The organism is Novosphingobium sp. APW14 (genome assembly GCF_032337075.1).
Lineage (GTDB): Bacteria > Pseudomonadota > Alphaproteobacteria > Sphingomonadales > Sphingomonadaceae > Novosphingobium.
The window spans coordinates 97,238-111,556 of record NZ_JAVYAB010000003.1 but is presented as its reverse complement, the minus strand read 5'-3'; the positions used below and the strand labels follow the sequence as shown (position 1 = coordinate 111,556).

Annotated in this window: 9 protein-coding genes; 6 read left to right on the top strand and 3 right to left on the bottom strand. The window is 63.1% G+C overall.

The genetic code is table 11. From position 1 onward, the window contains the following. Positions 1 to 14: 14 nt before the first annotated feature. From RQP55_RS05070 to RQP55_RS05060, 3 genes are all read right to left on the bottom strand, one after another. A complete protein-coding gene (locus RQP55_RS05070; protein ID WP_315609104.1) occupies positions 15 to 3,062 on the bottom strand; it encodes an efflux RND transporter permease subunit in 3,048 nt (1,015 codons plus the stop codon). Further along, positions 3,062 to 4,105 (bottom strand): efflux RND transporter periplasmic adaptor subunit, encoded by a 1,044-nt coding sequence (locus tag RQP55_RS05065; protein WP_315609103.1) that lies wholly within the window; start codon positions 4,103 to 4,105, stop codon positions 3,062 to 3,064. The genes RQP55_RS05070 and RQP55_RS05065 overlap by 1 nt, the downstream gene beginning before the upstream one ends. Before the next feature lie 117 nt (positions 4,106 to 4,222). Next, positions 4,223 to 6,748 carry a TonB-dependent receptor gene (locus tag RQP55_RS05060; RefSeq protein WP_315609102.1) on the bottom strand — a complete coding sequence of 842 codons (2,526 nt, stop codon included), beginning with the start codon at positions 6,746 to 6,748 and terminating at the stop codon, positions 4,223 to 4,225. Between the two features lie 117 nt (positions 6,749 to 6,865). Here RQP55_RS05060 and RQP55_RS05055 point away from each other — a divergent pair, with 117 nt between their 5' ends. The 6 genes from RQP55_RS05055 to RQP55_RS05030 are packed head-to-tail and all read left to right on the top strand — an operon-like array spanning position 6,866 to position 14,298. Then, positions 6,866 to 7,525, top strand: a complete 660-nt coding sequence (locus RQP55_RS05055; protein ID WP_315609101.1) for a GntR family transcriptional regulator — start codon at positions 6,866 to 6,868, stop codon at positions 7,523 to 7,525. A gap of 42 nt (positions 7,526 to 7,567) precedes the next feature. Beyond that, complete coding sequence (locus RQP55_RS05050) at positions 7,568 to 8,491, top strand: hydroxymethylglutaryl-CoA lyase (protein WP_315609100.1); 924 nt, start codon at positions 7,568 to 7,570, stop codon at positions 8,489 to 8,491. A gap of 27 nt (positions 8,492 to 8,518) precedes the next feature. Beyond that, positions 8,519 to 10,567, top strand: coding sequence for a hydantoinase/oxoprolinase family protein (locus tag RQP55_RS05045; RefSeq protein ID WP_315609099.1), 2,049 nt, complete (start codon positions 8,519 to 8,521; stop codon positions 10,565 to 10,567). Between the two features lie 13 nt (positions 10,568 to 10,580). After that, a complete protein-coding gene (locus RQP55_RS05040; RefSeq protein ID WP_315609098.1) occupies positions 10,581 to 12,467 on the top strand; it encodes a hydantoinase B/oxoprolinase family protein in 1,887 nt (628 codons plus the stop codon). A 2-nt stretch (positions 12,468 to 12,469) separates the two neighbouring features. Beyond that, entirely contained in the window at positions 12,470 to 13,663 is a 1,194-nt protein-coding gene (locus RQP55_RS05035; RefSeq protein ID WP_315609097.1) for a CaiB/BaiF CoA-transferase family protein, read from the top strand. Further along, a complete protein-coding gene (locus RQP55_RS05030; protein ID WP_315609096.1) occupies positions 13,663 to 14,298 on the top strand; it encodes an N-carbamoylsarcosine amidohydrolase in 636 nt (211 codons plus the stop codon). The genes RQP55_RS05035 and RQP55_RS05030 overlap by 1 nt, the downstream gene beginning before the upstream one ends. The last annotated feature ends 21 nt before the right edge of the window (positions 14,299 to 14,319 follow it).

Below are 14,319 nucleotides of genomic sequence, written 5' to 3'. Positions count from 1 at the left end.
CCTTCAGGTCCTAGTCAGACCTCTGGCGGCGGCGCACCGCGCACCAGCAACAGATACATCGCCGGGATAACGATCCGGCTGAGCAGAGTCGAGGAAACCAGTCCGCCGATAATCACCCAGGCCAGCGGCGCATAAAGCGGAGAGCCTGACAGCGCGAGCGGCAGGAGGCCGCCAATCGCGGTCACCGAGGTCAGCAGCACCGGCAAGAAGCGGATCTCGCCCGCCCGCTCGATCGCTTCCATCAATTCCATCCCCTGCTGGCGCAGCTGGGTGGTAAAATCGACCAGCAGGATCGAATTCTTAATCTCGATCCCGATCAGGGCGATGAACCCGATGATCGCCAGGTACGACAGCGAATTGCCGGTAATGATCAGCGCCCACAGCCCGCCAAACAGGCCCAGCGGCACCACCCCGGCAACGACGGTCACCTCGCGGAAGCGCCCGAATTCCAGCACCAGCACACAGAGGATGCCGAAAACGGCCAGCATGGCGATGCCGCCAACGCCGTTATTGTTCCGCTCTGAAACCTCGGCCTGGCCACCTACGCTGATCGAATAGCCTGGCGGCAGCGGCAGCTTGCGGACCCGCTCAAGCGCATCGGCGTTGACCTTAGACGCCAGGAAACCGTCTTTCACGAAAGAGGTGATCGTCACCAACCGCTGCAGCTTGAAGCGGTTGATCGTTGCCGGTCCGGCCTCCAGCTTGGGCGCGGTCAGCTGCGAAAGCGGGATAGACGCACCCGACAGCGAACTGACGTAAACCTGATCGAGTAACGCCGCCGGCACCTCGCGCTCGAACGGCAACCGCACGACCACCGGATAGGAATCGCCCTCGGCATCGCGCAGGCTGCTGGCGCGCTCACCCGAAATCGCCAGGCGCAGGGTGCGCCGAACCGCATCGGGAGCGACATTCAGCAAGCCGGCCTTGGCGGGATCAACCGCCATGTCCAGGTCGATCCGGTCTATCGCCAGCGGATCGACCACATCGCGTGTGCCGGGGGTCTGGCGCAGGGTATCGGCAAACTGGGCCGACAGCCGCTTCAGCTCGCTCAGTTCCGGGCCGCTGACCCGGATGGCAATCGGCGCATCGATCGGCGGGCCTTGTTCAAACTGCTCCACCGTCACCCGGGCAGATGGATAGCGCGACAATTCCTGCCGCAGCTGTTCAACCAGCGCCGGCGTCTCGCTCGGCGAGAATTCCTTGAGCGTCACGAACAGCTCGCCAAAGCGGGTGTCGGCTTCACGTGGCAGGGCGTTGTAATAGATCTGCGGGTTGGAACGCCCGGTGTTCTCCATCACGTCCTTCACTTCGGGCTTCTGCTGCATGATCGCGGCCACTTCGCGCACGGCCCGGTCAGTGGTCAGCAGGCTTGAACCCTCAGGCGCTTCGATCCGCACCAGGAAATAGGGCACGTCGGCCTTCGGGAACAGGCTGAAGCCAATCCACGGAATCGTGGCGAACATCATGACGCAGGCAGCCATCGCCCCCCAAACCGTCTTGTGCGGGTTGGCCAGGCTCCAGTGCAAGGCTGGCCGGTACCAGTGCTCGATCCGCTCGGTGACCCAGCGCAGGAAGCGGTTGCCTTCGTGCGATTGGTGCGTCGCAAGGATCCGGCTTGCGGCAAAGGGTACCAGGCTCATCGAAACCAGCAGCGATGCGGCCACCGTCAGCAGCACGGCCATCGGCAGGCTGCGGGTAAAGTCGCCCGCCGTTTCGGGAAGGTTCGCCAGCGGCAGGAAGGCGAAGATCAAGACCCCGGTCGATCCCATCACCGCCAGGGTTATTTCCTTGGTTCCCTCAATCGCCGCCGTAACCCGGTTCTTGCCCATGCGAATGTGGCGCTCGATATTCTCGGTCACCACGATCGAATCGTCGACCAGCAGGCCCAGCGCGACGATAAAGCCCGAAACGGTCAGCTGGTTCAGCGAATAGCCCAGGATGTTAAGACCGGTCAGGCCAATCGCCAGCGAGGTTGGGATCGAAAGCATCACCACCAGCGAGGCGCGCGGCCCCAGCGGCAGCAGGGTAACCAGCACCAGCACCAGCGCGATGCCAAAGTCCTTGGCCAGCTGGTTCAGCTTGCGCTCGATATCGTTGCTCTGGTCGAACACCGGCACCAGCTTGATGTCTGGCGGCAGCTCCTGCTGGAACTGGTCCTTCACCGTCTTCAGCCGGTCGCGCAGGACCAGCGTATCGGTCATGTCCTTCTTGCGCACACCAACGAAGACCGCGCGCTGCCCATTAAGCCGGGTAATGTGCAGCCGCTCGGCCTCGGCCCATTCCACGTTGGCAACATCGCCTACCGTCAGCAGTTGCCCGTCACCGCCGCGCAGAGGGATCGCGCGGATGGCATCAAGGCTGCGATAGGCCCCGCCAGACTGGACGTTGAAGCGTCGGTTACCGGCATTCACCGCGCCGGCCGGCACATCAAGCCCGCCCTGAGCAATCGCCGTGGCGACCAGGCCCGGCGGCAGGCGGCGTTCGGCCAGTCGCGCCGGATCAAGTGCGATCCGCACTTCAGGTGCCGGCAGGCCATAGAGCTCCGTGTTGCGAACCCCATCGAGCCCGGCGAGCCGATCGCGCAGGTCCTCGGCATATTTCTCCATCCGCCGCCACGAAGCCGTATCGCTCACCAGCGCGATCTGCGAAATGGCCGCTTCGGTCGTGCGTGGCCGGCGGATTTCCAGCCGCTGGATCCCGGCGGGCAACTGCGCCCGCAGTGCGTTTACATCGCGCACGGTCCGGTCATATGACTGCTCGGCATCGGTGCCATAATCGAACCAGATCGAAATGCTGGCCAGGCCGTCGCTGGATCTGGAGGTGATGTCACGGACGTTATCCAGGCCTTGCAGCACCCGCTCGAGCGGCTTGGCCACGGTCTCTTCGATCTCGGCCGCATCAGCGCCTGGTAAGGTCACGATCACAACCGTCAGGGGGATCGGGAAATAAGGATCGACCGCGCGCGGAATGGCACGAAAGGCATTGAAGCCCAGCATCGCAAGCAGCAGGAACGCGACAAGCGTGATCTGCCAGCGACGAACGGCGGTTGCAACGAAGCCCATCAGCGCTTGGCACCCACGGGCGCAACCACTGCGCCATCGCGCATCCGGTCAAGGCCCGAAACGGCAATCACATCGCCGCGGTTCAGGCCGGAAAGCACCTCGATCCCCGCCCCAGAGAGCGGCCCCAGCGCAATGCGGCGCGCCTTGGCCCGCTTTTGCGCGTCAATCACATAGACAAAGCCCTCTTCAGCGCGGATCGCAAAGATGGCAGTCGGCGGGATGACCAGTCGGCTTGAAGCAGCGGCGGCCGGTGCGGCGATTGCCGCCCGCCCGACCAGGCCCGAACGCAGGCGGGGATCGGCCGGCAAGGCAATCTCCGCCACGAAAGCGCCGGTCCCGCGGTCCGAACGGCCACCGACCTCAATCACCGGGCCCGACAGAACGGTTCCTGGCAGGGCATCGAACCGGACTTCGGCCGGCACGCCCGCACGAACCCGCACCGCATCGCGATCCGCCAGCAGCACGCGCAGCACAAAGCCACTGCTGGCATCGCCAAGGGTGACCACCGGCATCCCCGCATCGATGATCTGGCCCGGCTCGGCGGTGCGGCTCAGCACGATCCCATCTGCCGGGGCGACAACCCGAGCGGTCTGCAGGGAAAAGCGCCGGGCTGCCACGTTCGCGCTGGCGCTGCGGGCGGCTGCCTCGGCGCCTTCAAGGCGGGCCTTGGTGATCCAGCCCTGCGCATAAAGCTGCTTAAGCCGGTTGAGTTCCGCCCCGGCCCGGTCACGCTCTGCGTTGGCTGCTTCCAGCGATGCATCGACGCTGGTCATGTCGAGCGTGGCCAGAACCTGTCCGCGGCGAACCACATCGCCTTCCTGTACGGTGATCCGGGCGATCTGCCCCGGGGTGGTGAAGCCAAGCGGGATTTCGCGGCGCAGCGCCGCCGTTCCGGCTGCCTCGATTGCCTCGGCCGGGGCTTCCTGCCCGACCGTGATCGTGCTGATCTGCAACGGATTGGCTTTGGGCGCAGGCTGGGCATCGCCACAAGCGGCCAGAAGCGGGATCAGTGTAATGGCGGTAAGGCGGACAAGGCTTTGCATTTAAGCACCTATGCCGATTTAGGTTTCAATTTGCAACCCGGCATTTCTGCCAGGGGCCGATACGAAAAGGGCCGATGGCTCTCGCCACCGGCCCCATCCTTGATTGTGATCGCTGGATTAGAACTTCATGCCCGCTTCCACGCCGATCAGGCGGCGCGCGCCCGGCGAGATGAACGAGCCGCCAAATTCGATCGCGGGGATCGCTTCGGCGATGTACTTCTTGTTGAACAGGTTCTCAGCAAAGGCGACGATGTGGTACTTGTCGGTTTCCAGGCCAAGCCGCGCGCTGAAGACCCCGAAGGTATCGCGCTGGGCCACGTCGTAGCGGGCATTGCCAACCACCGCCGGCAGCGCCAGTGCCGAAATCGGCAACAGGCCGCTGAAGATCGACGGACGCTCCTGATCCTGCACAGTGTGGAACCAGGTCGGGCCAGTCAGGCGATAGTCTGCGCGACCGGTGATCCGCAGCCCATCGTTGACCGGAACCTTGATGTCCGCGCCAACGTTGAGCGTCCAGTCAGCCGTGTAGGGTGACTTGTTGCCCACGGTGTAGGTGCGCGATGCGTTCTTCTTGATCTCGCTGTCGGTGACGTTGAACGAACCGAACAGCTTCAGCCCATCAACGACCTTGGCGGTCATGTTGATTTCAGCACCCTTCACATCAACCGTATCGATATTCGAAACCACGCGCAGCAGGCCAAAGCCGCCAACGAAGAATTCGAAGAACTGCATGTCGCTGATGCGGGTATAATAACCGGCGATATCGTAGGTCACGCGGTTATCGAACAGGGTCCCCTTGATCCCGGCCTCAAACGCGCTCGACTTTTCCTTGCGGTACTGGTCGTCGATCCGGACGTTTGCATTGATCGTGCCCGGGGTCACGCCGTTGTTAAAGTTGGCATTGATAAGCGCCGACGAGCCCTGGTTGTTGAAACCACCCGATTTGAAGCCAATGCCCCAGTTGGCATAGATGTTCAGCTCGCTTGTCGGGGTATAGCTCAGCGTGATCTTCGGCTGGAGCTGCTTGAACGATGCCGACTTTGGCGTCAGCGGGCCAAAGGCCTGACCCGGATTGATCGGACCGCCGGTGAAGGGGTCGGTCGCAGTCGGCACCAGCGAGTTCGAAGAACGATCTTCGATGTCATAGCGCATCGCCAGGCCTGCCTTGAACTGATCGTTGGGCTTGTAATCCAACGAACCGAACGCGGCATAAACCTTGGTGTCGAAGTTATCGGCCAGCAGCAGCGAAGTCGGGTTCGCGGTGTTCGGCGCGTTGTAGAGGTTCTTGATCACCCCTGCCCCGGTATCGCCGCCCAGGCTGACGCCGGTGGTGCGATCGATGCTCAGGAAATAGGTGCCGACCTGCCACGACACGGGACCATCGCCCGTGGAGACCAGGCGGACTTCAGCGCTGATGTCCTGCTGGTTGCGCAGCTGGTACTGGATCCCGTCACAGGTGGTATTGCTGTAAGGTCCGAACGTCGAGCCGTTTGCCGGAGCAAAGATGAACGGTACCGGGATCGCCCCGATCGCCCCGGGCTGATTGACCGGATAGCCGGTGTTGGCGGCAGTCGTGGCAAAGCACGAATTCACCGTGGCCTGCCCGGCCGGCTGCGCCGCGCTGATATAGCGGGCAAAGTCGGCCGACGTGCCATCGGCTACCAGGTTCTGCTTGATGTCCGAGAACAGCGCCCAAGCCACCAGCTTGGTGGTTTCAAAGCTGTGCTCAACCTTGATCGAGCCGTCGAAGCTCTTCTGATCATTGGTTGCCCGGATATTGTTGTAGAACCGGAAATCGTGGGCGTTCACGTCCTCATAGAACTTCGGGTTCACAGCTGCGAAGTTCGGCAGGTGGAACGAGGCGTTGAACGGCAGCGAAGCGCCGTGGAATTCGGCATAGCGCAGCTTCACGTCAAATTCAGTGGCATCGCCGGTCCGAACGATCAGCCGACCATCGACGTTGAACGATTCCTTGTCATCCACCGTCTTGCTGTTGCCCAGGAAGATATTGCGGAAGAAGCCATCGGAATGCTGGAAGCTGCCGCTGACCACCAGGCCTGCATTCTCACCCAGCGGGGTCGAGATATAGGCCGAGGCATCGACCGTGTTCTCGCTGGCGTACGACGCCTTGACACCGCCTTCGAGCACATCCTTGGGCTTCAGCGTCTGCAGCACGATCGCGCCGGCAGCAGCATTGCGGCCATACAGCGCGCCCTGAGGACCCTTGAGGATTTCGACCTGACGCAGCGTGCCCTGAACCTGGTTCAGCTGGGCCGTGTTGGTCTTCAGGATGCCATCGACCACCAGGGCGACCGAGCTTTCAGCATCGCGCGCGCCATTGATGCCGCGAATGTTGATCTGGGTATCCCCCGCTTCCGCCGTGCCGGTGACGATCGTCACCCCCGGGGTCAACTGGGCGAAATCGTCAGCGTTCTTGGCACCGGTGCTTTCCAGCATCGCGGCCGAAAGCACGGCGACCGAAGCCGGAACATCCTGCAACCGCTCGTTCTGGCGGCGGGCAGTGACGATGATAGCCTCTTCTTCATTGATGCCTTCAGCGGCGCTATCCTGCGCGAGAGCCGGCGTAGCACCAAGGACAAGGCCAACGGCTGAAGCCGAAAGCAGCAGGCGCGTGATCCGCATCGTAAAATCCTCCCTGTTCACCGCCGCCCGATCCAACTGCAATAATGCCAAGGCGGCTTGCGAGATGGGCAGCTTATTGTATACAAATGCCTCAGGTCAAGTCATTCAGGCAGCAACATGTCACGCGCGTCGGATCACGCCTATACGGTAATTCGGGGAATGATCCTCGCAGGGGAACTTCAGCCCGGCGCACAGCTTAGCGAGGAAGCGCTCGCCCTGCGCTGCGAAGTGTCGCGCACGCCAGTCCGCGATGCCTTGCGCCGGCTCGAATCAGACCTCCTGATCCGTCGCAGCGAAAGCCAGCGCAGCTTTGTGGCGGACTGGACCGATGACGATATCGAAGACGCCTTTGAGCTTCGCTCGATGCTGGAAGCCCAGGCCGCACGCCGGGCAGCAACACGGATCGCACCCGCCCAGCTTGAGGCCCTGCGTCATCATAACCGCGTGATTGGCGAGAGCATTGCCGGAGAGGTGGCGGATATTCCGAACTTCCTCGAACACAATCGCGCATTCCATGAGATCATTCTGGCGGCAGCAGGATCGTCGCGCCTGGCCAGCCTGCTGACCAGGCTGATCGAGCAGCCGGTGGTCTGGCGCACGGCCCAGAACTATGACCGCGAAAACTTGCAACGCTCGCACCGCGAGCACGAAGAATTGCTTGCCGCCTTTGCCCGGCGCGACGCCGGCTGGGCCGCCTCAATCATGACGGGCCATATTCGCCGCGCCTATTACGCCTATCTCGATGCCTACACCGCGCAGCGCATAGCAGCCGAATAGCCCTCTTGCAGTTTTGTATACAATAATGCCATAGCTGCCTCGATGACCACATCCCCCGCCCCTGCTGGAATCGAATTCGTCGAAGTTGGCCCGCGCGATGGGCTGCAGAACGAAAAGGCTTTGATTGCGACAGCGGACAAGCTGGCGCTGATCAATCACGCCATTGCTGCCGGTGCCCGCCGGATCGAGGTGACGAGCTTCGTGAACCCGAAAAAGGTGCCGCAAATGGCCGATGCCGACGATGTCTGCGCCGGCCTGCCCGACCGGGATGACGTTACTTACATCGGCCTGGTGATGAACCTGCGCGGCGCCGAGCGCGCGCTCGCCACCGGCCGGATCAACCAGCTTGGCGCGGTCTGCGTTGCCACCGATCGCTTCGCCATGGCCAACCAGGGCCAGACCAGCGACGAATCGGTTGATGCGGCCAAGGCCATCGTTGCCCTGGCAAGGGAACACGGGCGCACGGCCCAGGTCACCATTGGTGCCGCATTCGGCTGCCCTTTTGAGGGCGAAGTCAGCGAGGATCGCGTAGTCAAGATGGCCGCGCGGCTGGCCGAAGCAGGCCCGGTCGAAGTGGCGCTGGCCGATACCATCGGGGTAGGCAATCCGGCCCACGTTGCCCGCCTTGTCGAGCGTATCCGGCAGGCGATCAATCCGCTGCCCGTTCGCGTCCACTTCCACAACACCCGCAACACCGGCCTGGCCAATGTCTGGGCTGCAGTGCTGGCTGGTGCGACGGTCATCGACGGATCGCTGGGCGGTCTGGGCGGCTGCCCATTCGCCCCTGGCGCTGCCGGCAACGTGCCCAGCGAAGATGTGGTCTACATGCTTGAACGGGCCGGAATTGCGACGGGCATGGACTTGGCGCGAATGATCGAGGCGAGCCGCTGGCTGGCCGGAGTGATGGACCGAAAATTGCCGGGGATGGTGGCGCAGGCCCCCGTGTTCCCCAAAATTGCAGACTGACACAGATTTTCTCGGGAGTAGGATCGCATGGGTTATCGCCTTGGAGTGGATGTCGGCGGGACGTTTACCGACCTCCTCTTGTTCAATGTCGATACGGGTGGCTTCTGGCGGCACAAAACGCCGTCGACCCCGCACGACAGTTCGGAAGGTATCCTCAATGGCGTGACCGCGATCTGCGGCGCAGCCGGGATCAAGCCCGATGCCATTGAATACTTCCTGCACGGCACCACGGTTGCCACCAATGCCGTGCTGGAAGGCAAAGGTGCCAAGGTTGGCCTGGTCACGACCGAGGGCTACCGCCATATTATGCAGATCGCCCGCTCCTTTGTGCCCGGCGGCCTGGCAGCCTGGATCATCTGGCCCAAGCCGACCCCCCTGGCCCACCTGGAAGACACGGTCACGATCAAGGGCCGCATCGACGCGCAGGGCAACGAAGTTCGTCCGATCGATGAAAATGATGTGCGCACGCAGCTTGGCCTACTCAAGGCCCAGGGCGTCGAAGCCATCACGGTCAGCCTTATCAACGCCTATGTCAGCGGCGCGCACGAAACCGTGGTCGGCAAGATTGCGGGCGAAGTCATGCCGGGCGTGCCCGTTTCGCTCAGCCACGAGGTCCTGCCGGAAATGCAGGAATATGAGCGCACCCTGACAACGGTTGCCAATGCTGCGGTCCGTCCGGTCGTGGGTAAGTACGTTTCGAACCTGCGCACGCGCCTGGCCGATGCCGGCATGGCCGGCAAGCTTTCGCTGCTGCGTTCGGATGGCGGCCTGATGTCAGCCCAGAAGGCGGAAGAACAGCCGGTCAACATCCTGATGTCGGGCCCTGCCGGCGGGGTGACCGGTGCATTGTGGGTTGGCAAGAACGCCGGGATCCGCAACATCCTGACGCTTGATGTCGGCGGCACCAGCACCGACGTGGCGCTGATCGAAAACCTTGAACCGCGCCGCCAGCGCACCACCGAAGTCGGCCACCTCTCGGTCCGCGCCTCGGCCCTGGACGTGAAGACGGTTGGCGCAGGCGGCGGTTCGATCGCCTATGTGCCGGAATTGACCAAGGCGCTGCGTGTCGGCCCGCAATCGGCTGGCGCGGTCCCCGGTCCCGTGGCTTACGGCAAGGGCGGCGAACTGCCGACCGTGACCGATGCCAACGTGGTGCTCGGCTATCTGCCCGAAAACCTCCTTGGCGGGGCGTTCAAGCTTGATCGCGAAGGCGCCAAGAAGGCGGTCCAGACGATTGCCGATGCGCTGGGGATTGACCTGATGGCCGCCGCCCGCGGGATCATCGATATCGTCAACGAGAACATGTTTGGCGCACTCCGCATGATCTCGGTCCAGCAGGGCTATGACCCGCGCCACTTTGCGCTGATGGGCTTTGGCGGCGCTGGCCCGCTCCACGTCAACGCAGTGGCCCGCCTGATGGGTTCCTGGCCCGCGGTTTCGCCAGTTTCGCCGGGCGTGCTTTGTGCGCTGGGCGATGCCACCACCCGGATGCGGACCGAAACCGCCCGTTCCTTCTCGCGCCTTGCCACGGCCACCCAGGCTGATGAGCTGATCGCGATCCTGGATGAGATGGCTGCGCAGACCCGCGCCGAGCTGCTCTCTGATGGGGTTCCCGAAGCGGATATCACCAGCGAATTTGAAGTGGACGTGCGCTATGCCGGCCAGGCCTTTGAAGTGCCGCTGACGATCACGCCCGATGTGCTGCGCGCCGATGGCGTGGCCGGCATCCTCAAGCGCTTTGATGAAGAGCACCACCGGCTCTTCACCTTCAACATGGATACGCCGCACGAAATCGTGAACCTGCGCGCCGTGGCGCTGGGCAAGGCGCTGGACCTGCCCGCCGCCGAACTGCCCAAGGGCGATGGCAACCCGATCGCCGCCAAGATGCGCGACCACACGCTGTGGATGGACGGGCGCGAACAGGCGGCCGTCATCTATGACCGGTCCAAACTGCGGCAGGGGGATGTGATCCCCGGCCCGGCGATCGTGGTGGAAATGGATTCCACCACCCTGATCGAAAGCGGCTGTGTCGCCACCGTCGACGCTGTCGGCAACATCCTGATCAACCTGGCCTGAGGGGAGACGAGCCATGCCTGCAACCATCGTCGAAACCAACCCGACCCCCTTCAAGTCGATCCCGATCGACCCTGTAACGCTCGACATCATTGAAAATGCGCTGCGCAACGCCCGCATTGAAATGGACGCAACCCTGGTGCGCACCGCAATGTCGCCGGGTATCCGCGAACAGGGCGATGCCTTCCCGCTGATTGCCGACCATACCGGCAAGATGATCGTCGGTCAGTTCGGCAGCTTCATCGGCGGCTTCCTCAAGAGTTATGAGGGCACGCTGGAAGACGGCGACATGATCTTCCTGTCCGATCCCTATTCCTGCGGCGGCGCGATCAGCCACTCGAACGACTGGCTGGTGCTGCTTCCGGTGTTCAAGGACGGGCGCCTGCTGGCCTATACCGCGATGTTCGGCCACCAGAGTGACATTGGCGGCAAGGTCGTCGGCTCGATGCCGATCAACGCCCGTTCGATCTTCGAGGAAGGCGTCCGCATTCCGCCCGTCAAGATCTGGAAGAAGGGTGAATACAATGACGACCTGATGAAGCTCGTCATGCACCAGACCCGCAAGCCGGACTGGTGCCAGGCTGACCTAAATGCCTTGATCGCTTCGTGCCGCGTCGCCTCGCGCCGCGTGATCGAAATGGCCGACCGGTTTGGCGATGATGTTTACGTCTCTGCCACGCAGGAGCTGCTGGCACGCAACCACCGCGCGATGCAGGCCCTGATCGGCATGGCGATTGCCGAAGAGCCGGTCAGCTTCGAGGACTACATCTGCGACGATGGCGTCGGCTATGGCCCCTACAAGATCAAGTGCACCATGTGGCGCGAGGACGGCAAGGTCGTGCTCGATTTCGCGGGTACCGATCCGCAATCGGCCGCATCGATCAACTTCTTCCTCAACGAGAACATGTTCAAGATGTTCTTCGGCATCTACATGATCATGGTCTTCGACCCCCAGATCCTGTTCAACGACGGGTTCTATGACCTGATCGATGTGCGGATTCCGGAAGGCAGCCTGCTCAAGCCGAAGTTCCCCGCCGCGCTTTCGGGCCGCACCCACGCGCTGGGCCGGATTTTCGATATTCTGGGCGGCCTGCTGGGCCAGAAGACTCCGGAATTCCTCAACGCCGCAGGCTTCAGCTCGAGCCCGCACCTGTTCTACTCGGGCAATGATACGCGCCCGGGCAAGGGCGGCGAATGGTTCCAGCTGTTCCAGATCGGCTTCGGCGGCATTCCCGGCCGGCCGCTGGGCGACGGGCCCGACGGTCACTCGCTGTGGCCGGGCTTTACCAACGTCCCGAACGAGTTCCTCGAACGTTACTTCCCGATGCTGATCGAGCGGTACGAGACCGAACCGGACTCGGGCGGCGCGGGCCTGCATCGCGGCGGTAACGGCATTCACATGACCTATCGCTTCCTCAGCCCCGGCACGATCTCGATCCATGATGACCGGTGGTTCGTGCCGCCCTGGGGCGTCAACGGCGGCGAACCGGGCAAGCGGGCCAAGAAGATCCTGGAAAAGGCCGATGGCACCAGCGTGATTGTTGGCAACAAGGTTGAGGATGTCGAGGTCGAAGTGGGTGATCAGCTGCACTTCATCACCTGGGGCGGCGGCGGCTGGGGTGACCCGCTGGAGCGCGATCCGGCACTGGTCGGCCTGGAAATCACGCAGGGACTGGTCACGCCCGAAGGGGCAAAGGCCTATGGCGTGGTCGCCAATGCCAAGGGCGTGGTCGATGCAGCCGCAACCGAAGCCTTGCGCGCCGAAATGCGGTCCAAGCGCAGCGAATTGCCGCTGTTTGACTATGGTCCGGGGATCGAAGTCCTTCGCGCCAATTGTCAGGCCGAAACCGGTTTGCCCGCCCCGATCCAGCCCGTCTGGCCGCACCTCGAAGCCGCGGAGTAACCATGGCCGAGAACACTGGTGCGCTGAAGGGGCTCCGCGTCGTTGAACTGGGCCAGCTGCTGGCTGGCCCGTTCTGCGGCCAGCTGCTGGGCGATATGGGCGCAGACGTCATCAAGGTCGAACCGCCGGGCGCGGGCGATCCGTTCCGCGTCTGGGGCATGGGCGATGAAAAGGTTGTCTGGGAGGTACTGGCGCGCAACAAGCAGTCGATCTCGTGCAACCTGCGCGTTCCCGAAGGCCAGGCGCTGGTCCGCAAGCTGATCGCCACGGCTGACGTGCTGATTGAGAACTTCAAGCCCGGCACCCTGGAAAAATGGGGCCTGGGACCGGATGTGCTCCATGCTGAAAACCCTGGCCTGATCATCGCCCGGATGAGCGGCTATGGCCAGAACGGCCCCTATTCCGATCGCGCCGGCTTTGGCGGCATTGGCGAGGCGATGGGCGGCTGGCGCTATATCGTTGGCGATCCCGATCGCCCGCCGGCCCGGATGGGCGTTTCGATTGGCGATACGCTGTGCGCCACCTATGGCACCATGGGCGTGCTGGCTGCGCTCCACCACCGTGACAAGACCGGCCAGGGCCAAGTCGTGGACACCGCGCTTTACGAAGCCGTCTTGCAGGTGATGGAAGGCCTGGTGCCCGAATACGTGCACAACGGCTTCATCCGCGAACGTTCAGGCTCAATCCTGCCTGGCATTGCCCCGTCAAACGTCTATACCTGCAGCGACGGCGTCTACATGATCGGCGCGAACAACGATCAGATCTTCAAGCGGCTGGCCAAGGCCATGGGCCGTCCCGAACTGGGCGATGATCCGCGTTATGCCACCCATATCGCCCGCGGCGAACATCAGACCGAGCTGGATGATCTGATCAATGCCTGGACCCGCACCCTGACCATCGATGAAGTCGATGCGCTGATGATCGAACATTCGATCCCGGCTGGCCGGGTCTATCGTGCGCCGGACATGCTGGTCGATCCGCACTTCCAGGCCCGCGAAGCCATCATCGAGGTCGAAACCGAACGTTTCGGCCCGCTCAAGATGCAGAACGCCTTCCCCAAGCTTTCGGCCACGCCCAGCGGCGTGCGCCGGCCTGCCCCGTCGAAGGTGGGCCAGCACAATGCCGAAATCTATGGTGACTTGCTGGGGCTCAGCCATGATGAGCTCGATGGACTGAAGGCGGCAGGGGTGATCTGATGGCCAAGGGCGAAGGCGATCTGGGAGAGAACTACAAGGGCGCCTTCGACGGCCACCTGCCGTTCGGTCAGAAGCCGGCGCTCTTGATCGTCGACTTTGTGGTTGCCTACCTCGATCCCGCCTCGCCGCTTTATGCCGGGGTCGAGGATGCCCTGGCCAGCAACGAGCGGCTGCTCGCTGCGGCCCGCAAGGCCGGCATCCCGGTGCTCTTCACCAATGTTGAGTACACGCCCGGCGGCGCGGATGGAGGGGTTTTCTACCGCAAAGTTCCCGCGCTCAAGGCTTTCGACCGCGGTTCGCCGCTTGGCGCCTTCCCTCCCGGCCTCCAGCCGCAGGATGGGGAACTGGTGATCACCAAGCAGTACGCCTCTGCATTCTTCGGCACCACGCTGGCGGCAACGCTAACGGCAATGGGCATAGACACCTTGCTGATTACCGGTCTCTCCACTTCAGGTTGCGTCCGCGCGACGGCGCTGGATGCCTGCCAGTACGGCTTCCTGCCCTTCGTTGTGCGCGAGGCCTGCGGCGATCGCCATCCCGGCCCGCACGCGGCCAACCTGTTTGACCTCCAGGCAAAGTACGCAGAAGTCATTTCCGAAGACCAAGCACTCGCTCACCTCAAGGTGCGCGGCTGATCCGGCCGCGCCGCCGTTCCG